Source organism: Luteitalea sp. (assembly GCA_009377605.1).
Taxonomy (GTDB): Bacteria; Acidobacteriota; Vicinamibacteria; order Vicinamibacterales; family Vicinamibacteraceae; genus WHTT01.
Genome location: WHTT01000005.1, coordinates 97,386 through 118,625 on the forward strand (window position 1 = coordinate 97,386; position 21,240 = coordinate 118,625).

A 21,240-nucleotide genomic window follows, 5' to 3' on the forward strand; every position below is an offset into this window, starting at 1 on the left:
GTCAACAACCAAATGCTAGAAATCATTACGGTTCAGTGAGTTTCGTCTAATGTTCGCTTGCGCTGATGTGAGGCTGGTCTGTACGGTCTTCGAGGTCGAGGATGCGTAGGGTTCTTGTCTGTGAAGCTCAGGTGCCGTTTGTGGAAGGCGGCGCCGAGTCTTTGGTGCGCGAGCTCGTCGCGCAGCTTCGGGCGCGCGGGTTCGAAGCGGATCGGGCGAGCGTGCCGTTCAAATGGTATCCAAAGGAGGAAATTCTCGGGCACGCGGCGGCCTGGCGGCTCGTGGACCTGAGCGAGAGCGGCGGGCGGCCGGTTGATCTCGTGATCGCCACGAAGTTTCCCACTTATTTCGTGCGGCATCCGCACAAGGTCGTCTGGCTGCTGCATCAGTACCGCGCGGCGTACGAGCTCTGCGGCACGCCGTACAGCGAGTTCGACCACACCGATCTGGACGTCGGGCTGCGCGCGCGGCTCGTCGAGCTCGATCAGCGCATGCTGGGCGAGTGCGTGGTCCGCTATGCGATCTCGGCCACCACGGCCGCCCGACTCGAGCGCTACAATGGGCTCACCGCCACGCCTCTGTACCACCCCTCGCGCCTCAGCCCCCGGTTGCGCTCCGGCCCGTACGGCGACTATTTCCTGTCAGTGGGCCGGCTCGAGATCGTGAAGCGCGTCGATCTGCCGATCCGTGCGATGGTCCACGTGCCGGAGCCGTTTCGACTACTGATCGTTGGCGAGGGCACTTATCGTGACCGTTTGGAGGAGCTTGCTGTCGCGCTCGGCGTCGCCGATCGCGTCCGCTTTCTGGGTAACGTCGCCGACGAAGAGCTGCTCGACCTCTATGCCGGCTGCCGCGCCGTGCTGTTTGCGCCGTATGACGAAGACTACGGATACGTGACGCTCGAGGCCTTTGGCGCCAGCAAGCCGATCGTCACCGCCGAGGACAGCGGCGGCGTGCTCGAGCTGGTGCGCGACCGTATCAACGGCTTTGTCTGCGCGCCCGATCCGGAAGCACTGGCTGACGCGCTCGGCCAACTTGCCGCCTCCACGGCGCTCGCGGCATCGCTCGGCGACGCCGGGCGAGAGCGCGCACGCGCGATCACGTGGGATGGCGTCATCGACAAGCTCACGGAGAGCCTAGCGGGATCTCCGCTGTCAGAGACAGGAACGAAGGGGTAAAGGGATCTAGGGCTCTAGGGGTCTAGGGCCCTAGGGCAAAGGTCAGCGTTGGTAGGGCGCGTTTCGCCGACTCGTCCGCCGTAGCGCTAAGTGCGAAGGCGGAACGCGACGTCCGGACGCCTCGGCGAGACAACGGCCGCCTCGGCGAGGCGGCCCTACCTTGATCTCTTGATCCCTTGATCCCTGATCCTTCTTCACCAATGCGTGTCCTCGTCGTCGTGCCGACCTATAACGAGCGGGAGAACTTACCGATTCTCGTCCGCGCGATCATGGTCCACGAGGGGTACCGCGTGCTCGTCGTCGATGATGGCTCGCCGGACGGGACAGGCGCCGTTGCCGATGCGCTCGCGGCCGAGTTCAAGAGTCGGGTGGCGGTGCTGCATCGAACGGGCAAGCGCGGACTCGGTCGATCGTATATCGAGGGCCTCCAGCGTGCGATGCAGGAGGAGGTGGACGTGATCTGTCAGATGGATGCGGACCTGTCACACGATCCTCGCTACCTGCCTGACCTCGTGCGCGCGCTCGGCAATGGCTACGATCTCGTGCTCGGCTCACGGTACATGCATGGTGTCAGCGTGGTGAACTGGCCGCTACGGCGGCTGATACTCAGCACCGCTGCCAACTGGTACATCCGGACCGTGACACGGTTGCCTCTGCGAGATTGCACAACGGGGTACCGGTGCTGGCGCCGGGAAGCGCTAGGTCGCGTGCCGTTGGACCGCATCGTCTCGGACGGCTACGCGTTTATCTTCGAGACGCTGTATGAAGCCGTCCGGAGGGGCTGCCGCGTTGGCGAGGTCCCAATCATCTTCGTGGAGCGACGGGAAGGAGAATCCAAGCTCTCCACAAGTGTCCTGTTCGAGTCGCTGCTGATGCCGTGGCGCGTCCTGTTCCGGCGAAGGGAGTGACAGGGGTGACAAGGTGACAGGGTGACAAGGTGACAAGGTGACAAGGTGACAGGGTGACAAGGTGACAAGAGGGCTCGAGCGACTGTGGCAGGGTCCCTCAGACCTGCCACCTGATGCAGGCGGCGCTAGAGCAACCCTCTGCGGTCGGCCGCGGCCAATTTTGCCGGTTTCACCCCCTCACCCCGGTCACCTTGTCACCCTGTCACCTTGTCACCCTGTCACCGGCCGAATGCCTCGACGGGGCGTCCTAAGGCACGATCGGGCGTATACTACAGAATCTTGGATTATTGAGGTGCCGCACATGAAAGGCTCAACAGTTCGCCGCCTCGTCCTTGGCTTTGCGCTCGTCCCAGCGCTGGTTGCGGCACAGAGCGGTCAAGTTCAGTTGTCACTCACCGAGACCGGCGTAACCCTCATTGCCGAAAATGCCACTCCGCGGGAGATCCTGGCGGAATGGAAGCGCGTGACGGGCGCCACGGTCGTTGGGCTCGAAGGCCTCGGGGGCGCACCGCTGACCCTTCGGCTGGAGAACGTGGCGGAGCGTGAGGCGCTCGACGCCGTGCTACGCGGGACCGCCGGACGTCTGTACGTCGACCGTGAGGTGCCAGCGTCCGGACAGTCGCAGTTCGACCGCATCGTCGTCCGACCGACCCAGCCGAAGCCGGCTGCTGCAACCAGGGCGGCGGCCACGGCCCCGCAGGTCCCAGCTCACGCGTATCAGCCAAACGAGAACGCGGAGCCGGTGAGCGTCGACGAGGTGTTCGAGGAACAAAACGCCGCGGCGGAAGCGGAGGCAATGGAAGCGTTCGCAGACGCCGCAGGCGGGTCGGCCGCAGAGGGCCAGCAAGCGGAGGCCGCGGCCTCCTCTCCCTCGCCGGTACCTGCGCCGATGAGTCCCGTCGTCGGGCCGGATGAAGAGGTCAACCCGCCAACGTCGACCGATTTCGACTACGCGAATCCGCAGCGATACTTCGAGACGCGCGCGCGTCAAATGCAGGAGCGCCTGCAGGCACAGCGCGAGGCCGCCGCCGGCGGTGCGGACACGTCTCAGACCGGGTCCGTGTACATCCCGGGCGGGCAGAGCTCCGGCGGCGTGACCGTCGTCGGCGGAAGCGAGGGAAGCTCGGGGGCGACGCCATCCACAGTCCCAGGCAGCTCGACCGTACCGAGTGCAACGCCGCCGCCGAACCAGGGCGCGCAGGATGCGGGCACGCCGGGTCAGATTCCAGCAAACACCACTCCCTACGGCTTGCCGAGCGATGTGCTTCCCGGGTCGCAGGCGCCACCGCCAGGGTCGCCAGCTTACCAGGGTCGCTATTTCAACCCATACCAGCCCTCGGGCCAGCAGGCCGGACAGTCGGGCTCGTCGCCCAGCAACCAAAAGCCTCCGTCTCAGTAGCTCACGCCCAGCACAGGGTGCCACGAAGTCGAGGGTCGAGACCTTTCCGCACGGGATCGGCGGAAGGGTCCGACCCTTTTTCCTGGGCGGCGCGTTCGGCGAACGCGCCCTACCCACGGGCGGGTAGGAACGCCTCACCAAGGCGGTCCTCTTAGCGGTAGGGACGCCTCGCCGAGGCGTCCTCCTACCAGAGTCCAGACACTAGCGACGCAGGCCAAGAAATGGTAAGAAGGTAATAACCCGCCTGCACTCGTCCATGCCTGTCATCGATCGCCTCCGCCCAGAAGATCGCAACGCTGCGGCGGCTCTCTATCGACGTGTCTTCGGCCCTGATGCGGCGGCCTCCAGCCGGCTGCGTTGGGAATGGCAGTACCGATTCAATCCGAACAGTCCCGGACCCGAGCCAATGATTTGGGTGGCGCGGGAAGGCCCATCGATCGTGGGCCAGCATGCCACGATGCCCGTGCGACTCTGGGTCCACGGGCGCCAAATCGATGCGTCCTGGGGTATCGATGTGATGGTGGCCCCCGAGCGCCAACGCCAGGGGCTGGGCGAGATTCTATTTGGGACGTGGGAGCGTAACGTTGGCGCCGCGCTGGGCATCGGCCTCTCACCCTCTTCCCGCCGGCTGTTCGAGAAGTTGCGGTGGCCCCGTTTGGGGCCGGTTCCTTGTCTCGTGAAGCCGCTCAGCCGGCGCGCCGTCAAGCGAGCGGAATGGCCAGACCCGGTCAATCGGGTCGTTTCTGCAGTGGCGCTTCCGTACATCAGGCGTGTGGCGCGCGCGCGACCGCTTGGTCACCACGTCCAGTTGATTCGTCAGTTCGACGCGAGCTTCACCGACCTGTGGGCGCGCGTAGCACCGAAGCTGGATCTAGCGGTGCAGCGAGATGGGCCGTACCTTCAATGGAAGTACATGGCACCCCCGCACGTCCGCTATACGGTTGCTGGGCTGCTCGACGAAGGCAGGCCGCTCGGCTACGTCGTCTATCGCCACACACGCGAGGCACGAAGCCGGGTGACGCTGCTCGTGGACTTCCTCGTCGATCCCGATGATACGGCCGCGTTCGAGACACTGCTGCGATGGGTCGATCGCGAGGCGGTCGCGGCGGACTCGGACAAGATTCGCTGCCACTGCCTGCACGCCGGATTCCAGCGCATCCTGCGGCGCAACGGCTACTTCACGCGCCGCTCGCCGCTCGATTTCGTCGTCAAGATCAACGCGTGGCCGGTTTCCGGCTCGTTCTATCGCGACACCGATCGGTGGCACATCACGTTCGGCGATGCGGATCTCGATCGCTAGTGTGGTGTCTCCGAAATCGCTTGTGCACCGAGGGCGCCGATGCGCCCGGCCAGCAAGGCGCGACGACCGAGAATATTGGGCATATTTGAGGGAGGAGCAACGCCGCTGGCCGGGATGCAGCGGCGGCCGAATGCCAAGCTATGTCGGAGACACCACACTAACGAGGACACCATGGACATGATCAATCAAGTCAACGCCGATCTCACGGCGGCGCTCCGCGCCCGTGATCAGAGGACGGCAGATGCGCTGCGCCTCTTGAAGACCGCACTCACGAACAAGCGCGTCGAGCTCAAGCACGACCCTGACGAGCGGGAGGCGCTCCAGGTCGTCGCCACCCTCGTCAAGCAACGCAGGGAGTCCATCGACCAATTCGCCGCCGCCGGTCGTACGGACCTCGCCGATCGGGAGCGACGCGAAGCCGCCGTCCTCGAGCATTACCTCCCGGCGGCAGTGCCTGCCGAAGAGGTGTCGCGCATCGTGGATGAGGCTATTGGCGAGCTTGGGGCCTCATCACCGCGTGACTTGGGCGCCGTCATGAAGCTCGTCATGGGACGTCTGGCTGGTCGTCTCGTCGATGGCAAGTCCCTGAATCAGCTCGTGCGCGATCGCCTCGGAAGTTGAAGGAGCGGGGTAGTCCTCCGACTCATCGCTGTGGGACGAAAAATTCGCGCGACCCCTAAACTTTCGCCGGCATTCGAACGTCTTACGTAAGTGAAAGGCTGATCAAGAGCCTCTCATCCATCCTCCTTTTGGCCTCGACCTCCCCGGTCGAGGCCATTTTTGTCTACTCTCGCACACTGTTTCGCTGGCACTGTTCATCGTCGCCCACCGATCGTTTCAGCTGGCGATACGGCTCGATTCCGTGGGTTGTCGGATCTGCCTTCTCCCGGCGCCCCTCTGACCTCCGACGTCGCCTGTGGTACGCTGGGGCGAACGATGGAGCCCTCACCGGCCCCTGAAGAACTGAGTACCCACCGTCTCTCCCCTCCCGGCCCGGACCCCTCGCGCGATGACCCGACCGCACGGGAAGGCGCGACGCGCAGCACGCGGCTCGCCCGATCGGCCGGCTCGGTGGGCCTCGCGACAATGGCCAGCCGCCTGCTGGGTCTGGTCCGCGAGCAGGTCCTTGCGTACGCGTTCGGTGCAAGCAACGCCATGGATGCCTTCAACGTGGCGTTCCGCCTGCCGAACCTCGTGCGCGATCTGTTTGCTGAAGGCGCGATGAGCGCCGCGTTCATCCCGACGTTCACGCGTCACCTCACACAGCGCGGCAGAGACGAGGCATGGCGGCTGGGCGCTCGCGTGATGAGCGCGCTCATCGTGGTCACGGGGCTGCTCGTGCTCGTGGGAATACTGTGTGCCGATCAGCTCGTGTGGCTCTACGCGAGCCCGTACGTCGCCGAGCCCGGCAAGCTAGAGCTCACCACCCAGCTGACGCGCGTGATGTTTCCGTTTCTGACGCTGGTGGCGGTGGCGGTGGCGATGATGGGGATGCTGAATGCCATCGGCTACTTCTTCGTTCCGTCGCTGTCGCCCGCGTTGTTCAACGTCGCGACGATCCTGAGCGTCTTTCTGATCGTGCCGCTGATGCCCCGTTTTGGCTGGCATCCAACGATGGGCCTCGCCATTGGCGTCCTCCTCGGCGGCCTTGCCCAGATCGTGGCGCAGTCGCCGCTATTGAACCGGGAAGGTTTCCGGTTCCGCTTCGAGCTCGCGCCGCGTGATCCTGGGATGCGCGAAGTTCTGCTGCTGCTCGGCCCTGGCACCCTCGGTGTGGCGGCGACGCAGATCAACCTGTTCGTCAACACGTGGCTCGCCACGTATCAAGGCACGGGCGCCGTGTCCTGGCTCGCGTACGCGTTCCGGTTGATGTACTTGCCCATTGGGCTGTTCGGCGTCTCGATTGCAACGGCGGCGACGCCGACGCTGTCTCAGCATGCAGCACGACAGGACATCGCCGCGCTGAGACGCACGCTCTCACAGGCAGTGCGGCTCATGCTGATGCTGAATGTCCCGGCAACGGTTGGGCTGATAGCGCTCGCCTCGCCCATCGTCGCGCTCATCTACGAGCGCGGTGCGTTCGAGGCGACCGACACGGCAGCGGTGGCGCTTGCGCTGGTGGCGTACTCGCCGGGATTGATCGGATACTCGACGGTAAAGGTCGCCTCACCGACCTTCTATGCGCTGCGCGACAGCCGCACGCCTGCGACGGTGAGCGCCGTGGCGGTCGCAGCGAATGTGGTCTTCAGCATCACGCTGGTGCGCGTGATCGGCTTTGCTGGTCTCGCGCTCGGGACTGCCTTGGCGTCACTCGTCAACGGCGGCGTGTTGTTCTGGCTCTTGCGGCGCCGGCTGGGCGGCATCGATGGACGCCGCATCGCGGTGGCGTTCATCAAGATCTTGGTTGCCTCCATCGCGATGGGCGCTGCCGCCTGGCTCGTTGAGCAGCAATTGGCGCTGTGGCTCCCAGGTCGCCAGCTCGTCTTGCAGCTTGCGCGGGTGATGGCGTCGATTGCGGTTGCCATAGCCGTTCTGCTTGCCTGCTCGAGGCTGCTCCGAATCGAGGAGTTCAACGAGGCGCTTAGGCGCGTGATTCGGCGGATCAAGGGATAAAGGGATCTGGCACGCGGCGCGTTCGGCGAACGCGCCCTACCAGAGGGGAGGGAGGGACGCCTCGCCGAGGCGTCCGTGACTGCATGGAAAACTCACGACTATCGGCAGTAGCGGAGCCGGCATCACCAGCTCCAGCCACGACAGCGCACGACGCAGTCGCCACCGGCACGGCGGATGATCCGCGCGCATTGGGATTGGTGTCGTCGGCGCACTTCACCGTGGACACGTTCTCCAACATGTACGCGCCGTTACTGCCACTGTTGATTCCGCGGCTCGGCCTCTCACTGGCCGGCGCCGGCGGATTGGCCATGGTGTTTCAGGTTGCGGCATCGTTGTCGCAGATCGGCTTTGGCAGGCTGGCAGATCGCTGGCGCCCGCGCTTCTTGTTGGTGGGCGGCCCCCTACTGGCGGCGCTGTTGCTCAGCTTGCTGGGATTTGCCCGCACACCGCTCGAGCTCGGCCTGCTGCTCGTCGGTGGCGGTCTGGGAATCGCTGCGTTCCATCCGCCGGGCGCGATGGTCGCCTATCGCGCAGGAGGAGCCAGGCCTGGCTTCGCGATGTCCGTCTTCGTGACGAGCGGGACCCTCGGCTTTGCCATGGCGCCGCTGGTCGTTGCGCCGCTGGCCGAGCACTACGGTCTCCGCGCGACCGGCTGGTTGATGTTTCCAGGTCTGCTGGTCTTTCTCTGTTTCTTGTGGAAGGCACCCGCGCTACCGGCGGTCGACCGAACACGCAGCCGCAAGCTCCGGGAGCTGCGGCCGGTGGCTCGTCCGTTGGCGCTGCTCTACTCCGTCGTCGTGCTGCGCACGATGGCCACATTGTCGTTTGCGACGTTCGTGCCAGTGCTGCTGACCGGGCAAGGGATGAGCGTCAGTCAGGCTGGACGCGCTGTCGCGATGTACTTGTTCGCCTGTGGCATTGGGGGCTTCTGGGGCGGCACGCTCGCTGATCGCTTCGGTCCACGCCGCGTCATTGTCATCTCCCTCGTCGCAGCAACACCGTTCGTGTTGACGGCGCCGTTCTTCGAGCGCTGGACGTTTACCCTGCTGCTGGCCGTTGGCGGCTGCTTCCTGCAATCGACCCAGCCCGTGAATGTCAGCTTCGCACAAACGCTCGCTCCCGGGCATGCCGCGACGGTCTCGTCACTGATGATGGGCGCGGCGTGGGGCATGGGCGGTGTCCTGGCGCCGGCCACAGGATGGGTGGCCGATCAACTTGGCCTGCGCGTCATGCTGTTCCTGCTAGGCCTGCTTCCGTTGGCGGCAGCCGCCTGCGCGGCTCGTTTGCCGGAGGATCGACGCGTGCACGCACCAGCGATGCCCGCCGAGGTCGGTGTCGCGGAGCCGCACTCCTGAGTAGTGAGTAGTGGCCAGTGGTCAGTGGTCAGCCGATGGGCCGCCGGCCGGAGGTTGCGTCGTGTGCCAGCGGTGATTCGCCGCTAGCCCCCGAACGTTCGTGAACCGGCTGGCCACTGACCCCTGATCACTGACCACTAAAGGTTGACGCGTCGCTCAACGCACAATAGCCTTACCCTTCGTGGCTCGCTATCCTTACGGCTCCGCAGGCGTCACCTATCGATTCGGACCTGGCGGCGTAACATTCGCCGTCAAGTGGCTTCTCATCATCAACATCGTCGTCTTCCTCCTCACGGTCGCCGCGCCGCCGCTCATCACCTATTTCGGTCTCACACCGGCCGCCGTGCTCGGCAGCGCCTGGTTGTGGCAGATCGTCACCTACCAGTTTCTGCACGATCCGGGCTCCATCTTCCACATCTTGTTCAACATGCTGATGCTCTGGATGTTCGGCGTCGATCTGGAGCGCACGTGGGGGACGCGCGCGTTCGTGAATTACTACTTACTGTGCGGTATCGGCGCTGCCGTTGCGACGCTGCTCGTCGCGCTGCTCCCCTTCGACTTTGGTCGCACGCTCTACTACACAACGACCATAGGCGCTTCCGGGGCGCTGTACGGCATCCTCGCTGCCTATGGCCTCCTGTTCCCTGACCGACTGATCCTGTTGCTTTTCTTTCCCGTGCCCGCCCGATACGCCGTGATGATTCTCGGCGCGATTGCGATCTTTTATACGATGACCGGCCTCCAAGCCGGTGTCGCCAACCTCGCACACTTGGGTGGCTTGGTCACGGGATATCTCTATCTGACGCGCGGGCGCGGCGGTCCACTGGCGGAGCTGAAGTACCGCTATATGCGGTGGAAGATCAATCGCTTGCGCAAGCGCTTCGACGTGCGCCCTGGTGGACGCGGCTGGCCGCATTGATGGAAGGGTCAGCGGCGGGGGATGGTGGGAAAGGTGACAAGGTGAGCGGGTGACACGGTGACCTTGTCACCCAGTCACCCCGTCACCCTTCAACCCCCTGATAAGCCATCCTCCGGAGCGCCTCGACCCGCTGCTGGACGGGAGGATGCGTCGCGAAGAGATCGGCGAGCCGGCCTTCTCGACGCTCGAGCGGGCGGCCCGTGGGATCTGCGATGCAGAGGTGTGCGGAGCCCCGCTTGATGGCTTTGGTTGGCGCCGCGGCACCGTCAACTTTCTGGAGAGCGCTCGCCAAGGCGAGCGGATTGCGCGTCAGCTCGGCGCCCGACGCATCGGCCAGGAACTCGCGTCGCCGCGAGATTGCGGTGGCCAGCATCTGGCTCACGATGGGCGCTAGGGCCGCGGTGAGAATCCACACCAGCACGAACAAGAGTTGGGCGCCGCCGCCGTGGCCGCGTCGGCTCCTGCCGGTCAGGCCACGCATGCCCATCCCGCGCACGGCCCAGTCGGAGATCAGCGCCACGGCGCCGACCAACGCCGCCACGACGGTCATCAACCGGATATCGAAGTTGCGAATATGGCTCATCTCGTGAGCCACGACTCCCTGCAGCTCTTCCCGGTTCAGCGTTTCGAGCAGCCCCCGCGTCACCGCAATGGAAGCATGCTCCGGATCGCGACCCGTTGCGAACGCGTTGGGATCCGGGTCTGGCACAACGTAGGACTTCGGCCGAGGAAGGCCGGCGGCAATAGCCATCTCGTCGACGACGTTCTCGAACTGACGCAGGCGAAGCGTCTCGTCCGGCGTCGGGGCGCGCGCGATCGCATCGCCCGCTGGCAGCGCGCCCGTCGAGGCGAGCACCGCGCGGTCGCCTGCGAAATAGCTCACGAGCGCGGACGTCGACCCAAAGCCCAGCGCCGCGAGGGTGCCAACCGGCAGTGGCACCGCATTGATCGTCCCGAGCTGAAACGCATCGAAACCCAGACCGAGGACAGCGAAGAACGCGAGGAACAACAGTAGAGCAAGCCACGTCTTACGACGGTTCGACCGCTGTTGCTCGAAGATGTTCATCGAGTATCCAGGTAGGGCGCGTTCGCCGACTCGTCCGCCGTAGCGCGGAGCGCGAAGGCGTGAACGCGCCGTCACGGCCGCCTCGGCGAGGCGGCCCTACCTAGTGTCCTAGCCCTTCATGGAGAGGTCCACCGTGGGTGCGGCGCGCTCCGCCTCGTCGGTGATCTCGAAGAGCTCCGAGTCTTCGAAGCCGAGAAGGCGTGCAAAGATGACGGTGGGGAACACTTGCTGCGCCGTGTTGAACTTCGTCGCAATGTCATTGTAGAACTGCCGCGCGAAGCCCACTTTGTTCTCGGTCGACGCCAGCTCCTCCTGTAACATCTTCACGTTCTCGTTTGCTTTGAGCTGCGGATAATTCTCGGCGAGCGCGAAGAGGCGACCAAGCACCTGGCTGAGCTCCCCCTCCTTGCGCGCGGCGTCCGCCGGTCCCCGGGCGCTCGCCGCACGATTCCGGGCCTCGATCACCTGGGTCAGCGTGTCGCGCTCGAACTCCATCGCACCGCGAACCGTGTTCACGAGATTGGGAATGAGGTCGTGCCGCCGTTTGAGCTGCACGTCGATTTGCCGCCAGCCATTCTGTGTCTGGTTGCGCAACCCGACGAGACGGTTATAGGCCATGACGCCCCACGCCGCCACGACGACGACGATGGCAACGAGAACCAGGAGTGTGATCATGTATGCAGCCTCCTCAGAGTCATCAGACGCGGGCGCGGACAGCCTCTATCCCGGTTTCTCCCGCACAGGGCTGAAGACACCCAGGACGAAGGTATCTTCGAGCGCCACCACTTGATGCGCCAGGCCTCCGGGAATGCGCAGCACCTCCCCTTCGCGTACGGTCATCTCCTCACCGTTGAGCAAGAAGCGGAGCGAACCCTGCAGAACATACGTCATCTGCTCGCTCTCGTGATCGTGCAGTGGCACGAGCGTTCCCTGCTTCAAGTACACCTGCGCCAACATCTCGCGATCGCCCACGACCACCTTGCGCGCGACCATTTCGGTCACCTTTTCCAGGGCGATCTCGTCCCATTGATACAGACGCGGCGATGAGGACATGGGTTCCGCTGCGGATATTCTACAAATGAACACAGATCCCAGGCTGATGTCTACTAGTGGTTTGACCATCTGTGGACACTTCGTGAATTGCGCCATCCGGCCGGCTGGTATAAATTGCCCGGTGGCCCTGGGTAGGGCCGCCTCGCCGAGGCGGCCGTGACGGCGCGCTCGCCGACCCCTACCATGGCGCTCACCACGCGGTGGAGGAAACCAACGCGCTATGAAAGCATCGGCCGCTACGACCGGCGTCGCCCCTGCTCCGGCCTCGAAGTACCAAGGCCTCACCCGCGAGGACCTGCACCGCGCCTATCGCACGATGCTTCTGTCGCGGAAGCTCGATGACAAGGAAATTCAGCTCAAGAACCAGAGTCAGATCTTCTTTCAGATCAGCGGCGCCGGGCACGAAGCGGTCACCACGGCCGCCGGGCTCTGCCTGCATCCGGGCAAGGATTGGATCTACGCCTACTATCGCGATCGTGCGTTGTGTCTCACGCTCGGCGTGACGCCGTATGAGATGCTGCTGCAGGGTGTCGGCGCGAAGGATGATCCCGCGTCCGGTGGTCGCCAGATGCCCTCGCACTGGGGCCACCGCCAATGGAACATCGTCTCGCAGTCGAGTCCGACCGGCACGCAGTGCTTACAGGCAGTGGGATGCGCCGAGTCGGCGCTCCTCTACGATCGCATCGGTAACATCGATGGGCGCGAGGCGCTGTACGGCCCAGACGAGGTGACGTATCTCTCCGTTGGCGACGGCGCCACCAGCGAAGGGGAGTTCTGGGAGTCGCTCAACACGGCTTGTACCCGCCTGCTCCCCTTGGTGATTCTCGTCGAGGACAACGGGTACGCCATCTCGGTGCCGGTCGACGTCCAGACGCCGGGTGGTGACATCTCGCGTCTCGTCGAGTCGTTCCCGGGACTCAAGGTGTTGCGTGTCGACGGCACGGACTTCATGGCAAGCTACCGCGCGATGCGCGACGCGGTGCAGCACTCGCGTGCACGGCGCGGCCCAGCTCTCGTCCACGCGCACGTGGTCCGCCCGTATTCCCACTCACTCTCGGACGACGAGCGGCTCTACAAGACCGCGGAAGTCCGCCAGCACGAGGCGCGGCAGGACCCGATTCCGCGTCTGCGGACCTTGCTCCTCGAGGAGCGCCTGGCGACCGTAGCCGATCTCGATGCGATGGCTGCAGAGCTCGATCGCGAGATCGCTGACGCTGCCGAACGTGCGCTGGCGGCCCCCAAGCCGCGTCGCAGCTCGGCGGCGCTCTACGTGTACTCTCCTGTCGTCGACCCGACGTCGAGCCAGTTCGAGGCGGCGGCGAGTGCGGAAGGCCAGCCGGAGACGATGGTCGCCGCAATCAATCGTACGCTCAAGGACGAGATGGCGGTGAACCCACGCATCGTCGTCTTCGGCCAAGACGTCGCCGACTGTAGCCACGAGGAGTGGCTCTCCGAGGTGCCGGGTAAGGGCGGCGTGTTCAAGGTGACACACGGCCTCCAGCGCCAACATGGCAGCGATCGCGTCTTCAACTCTCCGCTCGCAGAAGCCAACATCGTCGGGCGGGCCATGGGCATGGCGACGCGCGGCCTGAAGCCCGTGGTCGAGATCCAGTTCTTCGATTACATCTGGCCGGCCATGATGCAGATTCGCGACGAGATGTCGATGCTGCGGTACCGGTCCAACAACAACTTCGCCTGTCCTGTGGTGATTCGCGTGCCGATTGGCGGCTACCTCCGCGGCGGTGCGCCGTACCACAGTCAGTCGGGTGAGAGCATCTTCGCCCACTGCCCTGGGTTGCGCATCGTCTTTCCATCAACCGCTGTCGACGCCGCTGGGTTGTTGCGCACGGCCATTCGCTGCGACGACCCCGTTCTCTTCCTCGAGCACAAACATCTCTATCGTCAGACCTACAACAAGGGCGTTTATCCAGGCACCGCCTTCACGATCCCGTTTGCGAAGGCGGCCACGAGGCGTGAGGGCACGGATGTCGCCGTGATCACGTGGGGCGCGCTCGTTCAGCGCAGCCTGCTTGCCGCCCAGCAGGCCGAGAAGGAAGGGATCAGCGTCAGCGTGATCGATCTGCGCACACTGATGCCCTTCGATTGGGAGGCGATTGCCGACGCGGTGCGCCGTACGAGCCGCGTTATCGTCGCTCACGAAGATGCGCTGACCTGCGGCTTCGGCGCGGAGCTCGCCGCGCGAATTGCCCAGGACCTCTTCGAATACCTCGACGCGCCAGTGACGCGCGTCGGCGCGCTGGATACCCCCGTCGCGTACTACCCCGAGCTCGAAGAGGAAATCCTGCCGCAAACGGCCGACGTGCTCGCCGCCATCCAGCAGGTTGCGAAGTACTGACCGTTTGAGAGACCCGCCCCAAGCCAAGACTGGGCCAAGACTGAGCCAAGACCTAGCCGATCGGCTGATCCATCCATGCCGGGCGTTGGCTATCGTGAGTCGAGGAGGAACGACATTGTGAGCTCTCAGTCTCTTTGGCAACAGCTTTCAGGCGACATCGCCGCGCAGGTTCAGCGGGCGGCGGCTAGCGTGGTCCGCATCGACGTGGCATCCGGTCGCCCGGCAACCGGCCTGATCGTCGCGCCGGATCTGGTCATTGCCGCCGATCATGCGCTAGCGGCCGATGATGAGCTGGCCGTCACACGGGACGACCAGCGGGTGCCCGGTGCGGTCGTGGGGCGCGATCCGGTATCGGATCTCGTGGTGCTACGTGCAAGCGGACTAGGCGGATCACCGCTGACACTCGCCGCAACGCTTCCGCAAGTCGGCGAGATCGTCCTCGCGCTCTGGCGCGATTGGCGTGGTGGCGTCGCGGCCGGCTTGAGCGTGGTCGCCGGTCTTCCGGGTCCCTTTCGGGTGGCGCGAGGCACCAGCCTCGACGTGCTCATTCGCACGACGCTCCTTCCGGCCCGCGGCGTGTCCGGCGGCGCCATCCTCGATGCGAATGGTCGAGTCGCGGGAATGTCGACGGCCGGTCTCGCACGCGGCAGCGTCGTTGCGCTCCCAGCCGCCGTCGTGCGCCATGCCCTCGAGGAGCTCCAGGCACATGGCCGCATCCGTCGCGGTTATGTCGGCGTTGCACTGCAGCGCGTGCGACTCCCCGCAGACCAGCGCGTCGCGGAAGGGAAACGCACCGCCTTGCTCGTTGTGGGCGTCGAAGAAGAAGGCCCTGCCGCGTCCGCCGGCGTTCGGATCGGCGATCTCGTCGTTGGCTGTGACGGCGAACAGCTCTCCGACATCGAAGAGCTCCAGGCGGCCCTGCGGCCCGATCGCGTCGGCCAGTCGATCGAGCTCGACCTGCTCCGTGGCGGCTCGACGCTTCGGCTCGCGGTCACCGTTGGCGAGCGCGGACGTCGTGCGGCATAACCGAACGACATGAGAGCGGTCGTGGTCGTGGCATCCACGGCAGCACGTCGACAGGCGCTGGTGAGCGCCGTGGCGTCGACCGACGCTTCGCTCCAGGTGTGGTCGACCGACCTTGCGGGCTTGAGGCTGACCGATGCGGACGACCTCCTCATCGTCGACGGCATCGAGCTCGCGCGTCTGGTTGCGAGCTCGGTGGGACGCTCCGCACGGCTCTTGGTCCTGGATGATGACCCTGCGGCGGCTGAAGTGCTTCTCGAATTGCCGGTTGCAGCACGCGGAGTGATCTCTGCTCGGGCATCCGCCGCACAGATTGTCGCGGCTTCTGCGGCGGTCGACGCTGGCTTGACGGTGCTGCCGGGGTGGCTACGTGACGTGCCGCGTCGGCCAACGGGCCCAGTGAACGGAATCGCGGAGCTCACGCTCGACGTCGACCAGCATCGCGGCTCGACGACACTCCCCGTCGACGAGTCGTTGACACCGCGTGAGCGCCAGGTGCTGGACCTGCTCGTCGAAGGTCTCTCGAATCGGCGTATCGGCACCGCGCTTGGTATCAGCGAGCATACCGTCAAATTTCACGTGGCATCCATTTACGGCAAGCTGCGTGCGAGCAGTCGCGCCGAGCTCGTACGCCGTGCCCTGAGGCGCGGTTTGGTAGCGCTGTAATGAACGTCGCCGACTCATTGCTTTCTCGACCCTCGGATGAGGAGCTGCTCGATGCGTACTCACGTGCCGTGACGCGGGCCGTCGCCCATGTCGCCCCCTCGGTGGTCAAGATCGAGGGAGAGCAGGCCCGCCGCCGAACGGGCCGCAGCACGGAGCCGTTCGAGCCTTCTCACAGCGGCTCTGGCTTTCTCTTCACGCCAGACGGCTTCATCTTGACCAATAGCCACGTCGTCTCTGGAGCAGCGGCGCTGCGGGTGCAGCTGGCCGATGGTCGAACGCTCGCCGGGGATTTGGTGGGAAACGATCCGGAGACCGATCTCGCGCTCGTGCGGGTCTCCGAACGTGACGCCCTGCCGGCGCTCCGCTTCGCGGATTCACGAGGCATCCGCGTTGGGCAGCTCGTCATCGCGCTGGGCAATCCGTATGGGTTTCAGTGCACCGTGACGGCCGGTGTTGTGAGCGCGCTCGGGCGATCCTTGCGGGCACGGTCGGGCCGCCTGATCGATGACGTGGTTCAGACGGATGCAGCGCTCAACCCCGGTAACTCGGGCGGGCCGCTCGTCAGCTCCGCGGGGGAGGTCGTCGGCGTCAACACGGCCATCATTCTGCCGGCACAAGGCATGTCCTTTGCGATCGCCAGCAACACCGCGCGCCACGTGGCCAGTCGATTGATGCGTGATGGTCGCATCCGGCGCAGCTACATAGGTGTGGCAGGACAGAATAGGCCGTTGCCGCGCGCCGTTGCCCGCCAGCACCAGCTCGCGACGGACTCTGGCGTGCAGGTTCTCTCGATTGAGCCAGACGGGCCGGCAGCGCGCGCCTCTCTCAGGCGCGGCGACGTCATCGTCGGTCTCGATGGCGCCGAGATCAGCGGCATCGATGATCTACACCGCCTGCTGACCGAAGAGCGAGTGCGCGTGGAGACGCATCTCGATGTCTTACGCGGCACCGAGCGCCTGCACATTCCCATCGTCCCGGGCGAGCGAGCGTGAAAAAGGGGACAGCCGGCTTCTGACGCCTACTGCGCCGAAGCTTGCTCGAGGAGTGGCGTCAGGGCGCGCTCAACCGCGTCTTCGTCCTGGCCAAACGAGACGTCCTTGAACAAGTACCAGCGCTCGACGTGCTCCAGCGACTGGCCCGGCTCGAGGCGACCGAGCGGCCCCAGTGTCTCGACTTCGATGAAGTTGGCTTCTGTGAAGACCTCGGTGTTGCTCCCGAAGTCTGGGTAGGTCGCGTCCTCCTGATAAGAGAACCGCTTCACGAAAAGAGCTCCCTCGCGTAGGTAGGCAGCCCAGCCTTGCTTGTTGCCGATGCCGATCTTCTGCGGGGTCTCGATGGTGCTATCGGTCGACAGCTGCACGAACTTCGGGCCAATGGACCAACGAGGGTCCGCGAGGTTCGTGTAGCCCCACAGCGCCACCGGCCGTGCCGGTAGAAGCTCCTCGTCATGTGACTTGAACGGTTCCTGTGGCAGGATCGCCCGACCGCCGCCGTTCATGATCGTGAGGGCCCACGCCGCGACGTCGACGGCTTTCTGACCGCGGTTCGTCAGGCGGTGCGTGAGCGTCACTCCAGAACCGCTCTCGTCGAGCGCGACCACAATCTCCTTCTCCATCCCGGTCTCTTCTTCGACGCCACGCATGAGCCGGATGGCCGGCGCGCCCTCTTCTCCGCTCCTGCCTTCCACGGCAGGGACGAGCTCGTGCTCGATGGGCTCGTTGTCCGGCGCGTACGACCACGGCATGGCCTCGGGCGCCAACCACAGCCGGTGACCGCCCCACGCTTGCCATTCGCTACGGGTCTTCTCGTCGAGGTCGACGGGCATCTCGCCCAGGATGTTCTCGCCGCCAACGAGCGCGTACTGAATCACCCTTGGGCCGATGTCAGTGGTCACCACCACCTCGACGTCGCCGTTGGTCAAACGTAAGCAGTTGGGTAAGCCCCTGAGGCAGGAAACCTTTTCCACGTTCATCTCGGTCGCAGCCGCGCCTTGCCCTTCCTGTGGAGAGGCAAGCGGCAGGGCTTGCAATAATCCGACGAGCAATCCAGATGACACACCGGTGGCGAGCAGACTGGCCTCGTGCCTGAGCATGATGGTGTGGAGGCTACGCAATAGGCCGCAGGCCTGTCAAGGGGATCAGGGTGTCAGGATTCAGGAGTCGGGAATCAGGAAACGGGCTTGCCTCGCCGCCCGCCTTCGTTCGCGCGACTTCCCCGCGAACTTCGGCGAGGCCTCGCGGAAGCGATAGCGGAGGCAAGCGAAGGCGGGGCGGCTTCAAAACGTACGCTTGGTCAGGCGTGCGATGCTGAATCTGGCGGTGTCGGCGACGGCCATAACCGCCATCACACCTGCTTGGATAGGATCCGTCACCACGAGGTCGGCGGCTTCCGGCACGCCTCCCGCCATGTTCAGGCTGACGACAATCAAGCCGCGGCCACGGACCTCGGTCACGGCTTCGACAATCTGCCCACCCATCAGCGATCCAGCGAGCACGAGCGCGCGAGCCCGAGGCAGCCGTGCCACCGCACGAACCGCCTCTGCCAGCGCCTCCTCGCCGACAAGGGGGATCGTATCCACCGAAATCTTCTCGCCACGAATGTTGTGGCGATCCGCTTCCGAGATCGCACCAATTGCCACCTGCCCGACCTGTGCGCCACCGCCGATGATGATGATGCGCTTGCCGTAGACACGCTGGAACGTTTCGACGCGCTCGATGTCCTGCACGATGGGCATGGCACCGAGCTCCTCGAGCATTGCAGCCGCCGCGCGGACGTTGATTTCGAGGTACACGCGGCTGCGGTCGTCTCGATGGTCCAGGATCTCGACTGATGCGATGTCGCCGTCATGTCTGGCGATCACACCGGTGAGTTGATGCAGGATGCCTGGTCCAGCGTCCGAGGTCACCACGATCGCAACCGGTTCCGACTGGCTCATCGGCAGGATGGTACCACGGCGCTCAGGCGCGGGTGAACGCCACTCCGCCAATGACCAGGCCGGCGCCAGTGAGCTTGAGCCAGCCAATCGGCTCGCCCAGCCAGAGCCCAGCGACGACCAGCGCTGCAATTGGGACCATGTTCGCGTAGATGGACGTGCGCGGCGCGCCAAGACGCTGAACCGCGGTGTACCAGACCGTGTAGGAAAAATTAAGTGCGAGGACCGATGAAAAGATCACGGCAATCCAGGTCATGTCGCCGATCTCGTGCCAGGGCGTCGCGACCAGCACGGTGGATCGGTGAACGAGATAGAGCACCGTTCCCATCGCCATCGAATAGCCGGTGACCACGACTGGCGGATGGCGCGCGAGAAGCGGACGGGCAGCCACGGTATAGACGGTCCAGCACAGCGTTGCGGCAATCATCAGCAGATCGCCAGCCAACGAGGCACCCGCGCCGCCGTCGCCATGCCCGACGACCAACCACACGCCGGCCACCGATAGCGCGGTGCCGAGCCAGTGCAGCCAGCCGACGCGCTCATGGCCGAGCGCCGCGCTCGTGAGCGTGACCGCTACCGGCGTGGTCGCGAGGATGAGTGACGCGTTCGCGGCGCTCGTCCTCGCGAGTCCCTCGATGAACAACGTCTGATAGAGGAACTGGCCGACGACAGCCAGCAGTACGAGCAGGCCGACATCCTGCAGGGAGAACGATCTGCTGCCGCCGCGCGGGCGCGGATGCAGCCAAATCATCACGAGGAACACGAGCGAGGCAAGCGCCAGGCGTAGGAGGTTGAAGCCGTGCGGCGGGAGCTCGCGCAGCACGAATTTGACGACACCGTAGTTACTGCCCCAGACGAAGGTTGCCAAGAGCAGCCACCCGTCCATGCGGGACAAGCGCGGAACAGCCACAAGGGGAGAGGACGAGACCTTCTGCGCGAAAAGAAGTTGGGGCGGACCCTGGGACCCGCCCCCGTTCATGAGTCGTGCCGAGGTAGGGCCGCCTCGGCGAGGCGGCCCTACCTAGAAGAGGCGGTTCGGCACGATGAAGATGAACAGCGAGATGAGCAGCACGTAGAGCACGAGCGACTCGATCAGGACCAGTCCCAGAATCGTCACGCCGCGGATCTGATCCGCCGCGCCCGGATTCCGTGCAATGGCTTCGGTCGCCGAGGCGACGGCCTTGCCCTGACCAAGCGCGCCACCCGCCGCGGCAATACCCAAAGCAAATCCCGCGGTCGCGATCGCCCACTTGAGAGCCTCAGCCGACTCCAAGGCACCGCCACCCGCCGCCTCTTCCTGCGCATAGAGCGGCGAGAGCATCCCTGCCGCCAACATGAGCCCCATTACGATGACGAGCTTCTTCACGATCGGAGCCTCCTCCGAAAATGGCATTACGAGCGATGTGTCCCCGGTGGTTGTACTCGACCGACTCCCGTCGAGAGCCACCTTATCGTTCACGCGAGCCTCGCGCGGGCCCGCGCGGTGCCTTGCGCTGTGCGCTTCGCACCTCCTGCTCACGTCCCGAGCACACATCGAGCTCGGAAGCGGAGCAATCTCCCTCTACGCCGCGGCGTGCGCCTGCGCCTCGTCGTGGTGCACCTCGTGGTCATGGTCTGTGTGCACGGCGCCCGCGAGGTAGATCATTGTCAGCAGCGCGAAAATGTATGCCTGCAGCGTGCCGGTCACGACTCCCAACAACATGAAGGGAAGCGGAATGATGAACGGCACCAACCCAGCGATGATCAGCACGATCATCTCCTCGCCGAACACGTTCCCGAAGAGTCGCAGCGACAGAGACATCACGCGCGAGGCGTGGCTGATCATCTCAATCACGCCGATAAGCGGTGCCAACACAATCGGCACACCCGGCATGATGAAAAAATGCTTGGCGTACCTGAATGCTCCCTGCGTCCGGAGACCCTCCAGATGGTAGTAGACCCAGGAGGTGACCGCACAGCCCACCGTCACATTGATGTTTGCGGTTGGCGACATCAGACCAGGGACCTTGCCGATCATGTTCGCGACGAAGATGAAGAGGCCAATCGCGCCAACGAGCGGAAGGTACTTCGGTCCCTTGTCCCCGATGTTCTCTCGAAGCGTGCCGGTGAGAAAATTCACCACGTCCTCGAGCAGGATCTGCAGCTTGCTCGGCTGCTCTACGCTCAGTCGCGCCCGCACGAACGCGCTGAGGAGCGTGAGGCCTATTACGACGAGAAAGCACATCACCAGGTAGTCTGGGATCGGTTGCGCGTTGGCCGGCCACTCGAGCCCTAGCCCCGCGTAAATCGGCCGCAAGAGCGGAGCCAGCAGGGCGTTCACCGCGCCGACGATCCAGAGCTCGTGGTGGAGCTGTTCCATTGCAAACCCGTTGGTAACGACGTTGGACCGGCGTGCGGAGCGCGCTAAAACCAGCCCCGCGTGCGGAGCGCGCTAAAACCAGCCCCGCGTGCGGAGCGCGCTAAAACCAGCCC

At 64.8% G+C, this 21,240-nt stretch carries 20 protein-coding genes; 12 read left to right on the top strand and 8 right to left on the bottom strand.

Annotated elements, in window-relative coordinates:
- The first annotated feature begins 101 nt into the window (after positions 1-101).
- The 8 genes from GEV06_02915 (at position 102) to GEV06_02950 (ending at position 9,672) form a co-directional block, all read left to right on the top strand.
- The gene (locus tag GEV06_02915; GenBank protein ID MPZ16859.1) at positions 102-1,178 is read left to right on the top strand and encodes a glycosyltransferase; all 1,077 of its coding nucleotides are present in this window, start codon (positions 102-104) and stop codon (positions 1,176-1,178) included.
- 200 nt (positions 1,179-1,378) lie between these two features.
- Positions 1,379-2,086: a glycosyltransferase gene (locus tag GEV06_02920; GenBank protein ID MPZ16860.1), complete on the top strand. Its 708-nt coding sequence runs from the start codon at positions 1,379-1,381 to the stop codon at positions 2,084-2,086.
- Between the two features lie 301 nt (positions 2,087-2,387).
- On the top strand, positions 2,388-3,485 hold the full coding sequence (locus GEV06_02925) for a hypothetical protein (GenBank protein ID MPZ16861.1): 1,098 nt from the start codon (positions 2,388-2,390) through the stop codon (positions 3,483-3,485).
- Between the two features lie 256 nt (positions 3,486-3,741).
- Positions 3,742-4,785 (top strand): GNAT family N-acetyltransferase, encoded by a 1,044-nt coding sequence (locus GEV06_02930; protein ID MPZ16862.1) that lies wholly within the window; start codon positions 3,742-3,744, stop codon positions 4,783-4,785.
- 39 nt (positions 4,786-4,824) lie between these two features.
- A complete protein-coding gene (locus GEV06_02935; protein MPZ16863.1) occupies positions 4,825-5,406 on the top strand; it encodes a GatB/YqeY domain-containing protein in 582 nt (193 codons plus the stop codon).
- 315 nt (positions 5,407-5,721) lie between these two features.
- Positions 5,722-7,398 (top strand): murein biosynthesis integral membrane protein MurJ, encoded by a 1,677-nt coding sequence (murJ, locus tag GEV06_02940; protein MPZ16864.1) that lies wholly within the window; start codon positions 5,722-5,724, stop codon positions 7,396-7,398.
- Between the two features lie 83 nt (positions 7,399-7,481).
- Complete coding sequence (locus GEV06_02945) at positions 7,482-8,753, top strand: MFS transporter (GenBank protein ID MPZ16865.1); 1,272 nt, start codon at positions 7,482-7,484, stop codon at positions 8,751-8,753.
- A gap of 166 nt (positions 8,754-8,919) precedes the next feature.
- Complete coding sequence (locus GEV06_02950) at positions 8,920-9,672, top strand: rhomboid family intramembrane serine protease (protein ID MPZ16866.1); 753 nt, start codon at positions 8,920-8,922, stop codon at positions 9,670-9,672.
- Positions 9,673-9,754: 82 nt separating this feature from the next.
- Here the strand turns inward: GEV06_02950 and GEV06_02955 are convergent, their stop codons facing one another.
- The 3 genes from GEV06_02955 to GEV06_02965 all read right to left on the bottom strand — a co-directional run bounded on the left by GEV06_02955 (position 9,755) and on the right by GEV06_02965 (position 11,791).
- A complete protein-coding gene (locus GEV06_02955; GenBank protein ID MPZ16867.1) occupies positions 9,755-10,738 on the bottom strand; it encodes a M48 family metalloprotease in 984 nt (327 codons plus the stop codon).
- A gap of 108 nt (positions 10,739-10,846) precedes the next feature.
- Entirely contained in the window at positions 10,847-11,413 is a 567-nt protein-coding gene (locus tag GEV06_02960; GenBank protein ID MPZ16868.1) for a LemA family protein, read from the bottom strand.
- A 45-nt stretch (positions 11,414-11,458) separates the two neighbouring features.
- Entirely contained in the window at positions 11,459-11,791 is a 333-nt protein-coding gene (locus GEV06_02965) for a cupin domain-containing protein (protein ID MPZ16869.1), read from the bottom strand.
- Between the two features lie 220 nt (positions 11,792-12,011).
- Between GEV06_02965 and GEV06_02970 the strand changes: the two genes are divergently transcribed.
- The 4 genes from GEV06_02970 to GEV06_02985 all read left to right on the top strand — a co-directional run bounded on the left by GEV06_02970 (position 12,012) and on the right by GEV06_02985 (position 16,828).
- On the top strand, positions 12,012-14,147 hold the full coding sequence (locus GEV06_02970; GenBank protein ID MPZ16870.1) for a dehydrogenase: 2,136 nt from the start codon (positions 12,012-12,014) through the stop codon (positions 14,145-14,147).
- A 75-nt stretch (positions 14,148-14,222) separates the two neighbouring features.
- Positions 14,223-15,173: a PDZ domain-containing protein gene (locus GEV06_02975; protein ID MPZ16871.1), complete on the top strand. Its 951-nt coding sequence runs from the start codon at positions 14,223-14,225 to the stop codon at positions 15,171-15,173.
- 9 nt (positions 15,174-15,182) lie between these two features.
- Positions 15,183-15,836, top strand: coding sequence for a hypothetical protein (locus GEV06_02980; protein ID MPZ16872.1), 654 nt, complete (start codon positions 15,183-15,185; stop codon positions 15,834-15,836).
- Positions 15,836-16,828, top strand: coding sequence for a trypsin-like serine protease (locus GEV06_02985; protein ID MPZ16873.1), 993 nt, complete (start codon positions 15,836-15,838; stop codon positions 16,826-16,828). Before GEV06_02980 ends, GEV06_02985 begins: the two co-directional genes overlap by 1 nt.
- Positions 16,829-16,854: 26 nt before the next feature.
- Here GEV06_02985 and GEV06_02990 read toward each other — a convergent pair whose 3' ends face one another.
- From GEV06_02990 to atpB, 5 genes are all read right to left on the bottom strand, one after another.
- Positions 16,855-17,928, bottom strand: a complete 1,074-nt coding sequence (locus tag GEV06_02990) for a hypothetical protein (GenBank protein ID MPZ16874.1) — start codon at positions 17,926-17,928, stop codon at positions 16,855-16,857.
- 183 nt (positions 17,929-18,111) lie between these two features.
- A complete protein-coding gene (locus tag GEV06_02995; protein MPZ16875.1) occupies positions 18,112-18,771 on the bottom strand; it encodes a hypothetical protein in 660 nt (219 codons plus the stop codon).
- 22 nt (positions 18,772-18,793) lie between these two features.
- A complete protein-coding gene (locus GEV06_03000; protein ID MPZ16876.1) occupies positions 18,794-19,747 on the bottom strand; it encodes an EamA family transporter in 954 nt (317 codons plus the stop codon).
- Positions 19,748-19,789: 42 nt separating this feature from the next.
- The gene (locus GEV06_03005) at positions 19,790-20,113 is read right to left on the bottom strand and encodes an ATP synthase F0 subunit C (GenBank protein ID MPZ16877.1); all 324 of its coding nucleotides are present in this window, start codon (positions 20,111-20,113) and stop codon (positions 19,790-19,792) included.
- 216 nt (positions 20,114-20,329) lie between these two features.
- Positions 20,330-21,127 carry a F0F1 ATP synthase subunit A gene (atpB, locus tag GEV06_03010; protein ID MPZ16878.1) on the bottom strand — a complete coding sequence of 266 codons (798 nt, stop codon included), beginning with the start codon at positions 21,125-21,127 and terminating at the stop codon, positions 20,330-20,332.
- Between the last annotated feature and the right edge of the window lie 113 nt (positions 21,128-21,240).

Coding starts and splice junctions, on each gene's coding strand:
- GEV06_02985 (MPZ16873.1), top strand. CDS start 15,836: ATGAACGTCGCCGACTCATTGCTTTCTCGACCCTCGGATGAGGAGCTG.
- GEV06_02920 (MPZ16860.1), top strand. CDS start 1,379: ATGCGTGTCCTCGTCGTCGTGCCGACCTATAACGAGCGGGAGAACTTA.
- murJ (MPZ16864.1), top strand. CDS start 5,722: ATGGAGCCCTCACCGGCCCCTGAAGAACTGAGTACCCACCGTCTCTCC.
- GEV06_03005 (MPZ16877.1), bottom strand. CDS start 20,113: ATGGGGCTCATGTTGGCGGCAGGGATGCTCTCGCCGCTCTATGCGCAG.
- GEV06_02945 (MPZ16865.1), top strand. CDS start 7,482: ATGGAAAACTCACGACTATCGGCAGTAGCGGAGCCGGCATCACCAGCT.
- GEV06_02925 (MPZ16861.1), top strand. CDS start 2,388: ATGAAAGGCTCAACAGTTCGCCGCCTCGTCCTTGGCTTTGCGCTCGTC.
- GEV06_02980 (MPZ16872.1), top strand. CDS start 15,183: ATGAGAGCGGTCGTGGTCGTGGCATCCACGGCAGCACGTCGACAGGCG.
- GEV06_02915 (MPZ16859.1), top strand. CDS start 102: ATGCGTAGGGTTCTTGTCTGTGAAGCTCAGGTGCCGTTTGTGGAAGGC.
- GEV06_02955 (MPZ16867.1), bottom strand. CDS start 10,738: ATGAACATCTTCGAGCAACAGCGGTCGAACCGTCGTAAGACGTGGCTT.
- GEV06_02930 (MPZ16862.1), top strand. CDS start 3,742: ATGCCTGTCATCGATCGCCTCCGCCCAGAAGATCGCAACGCTGCGGCG.
- GEV06_02995 (MPZ16875.1), bottom strand. CDS start 18,771: ATGAGCCAGTCGGAACCGGTTGCGATCGTGGTGACCTCGGACGCTGGA.
- GEV06_02935 (MPZ16863.1), top strand. CDS start 4,825: ATGCGCCCGGCCAGCAAGGCGCGACGACCGAGAATATTGGGCATATTT.
- GEV06_02965 (MPZ16869.1), bottom strand. CDS start 11,791: ATGTCCTCATCGCCGCGTCTGTATCAATGGGACGAGATCGCCCTGGAA.
- GEV06_03000 (MPZ16876.1), bottom strand. CDS start 19,747: ATGAACGGGGGCGGGTCCCAGGGTCCGCCCCAACTTCTTTTCGCGCAG.
- GEV06_02960 (MPZ16868.1), bottom strand. CDS start 11,413: ATGATCACACTCCTGGTTCTCGTTGCCATCGTCGTCGTCGTGGCGGCG.
- GEV06_02975 (MPZ16871.1), top strand. CDS start 14,223: ATGCCGGGCGTTGGCTATCGTGAGTCGAGGAGGAACGACATTGTGAGC.
- GEV06_02970 (MPZ16870.1), top strand. CDS start 12,012: ATGAAAGCATCGGCCGCTACGACCGGCGTCGCCCCTGCTCCGGCCTCG.
- atpB (MPZ16878.1), bottom strand. CDS start 21,127: ATGGAACAGCTCCACCACGAGCTCTGGATCGTCGGCGCGGTGAACGCC.
- GEV06_02990 (MPZ16874.1), bottom strand. CDS start 17,928: ATGCTCAGGCACGAGGCCAGTCTGCTCGCCACCGGTGTGTCATCTGGA.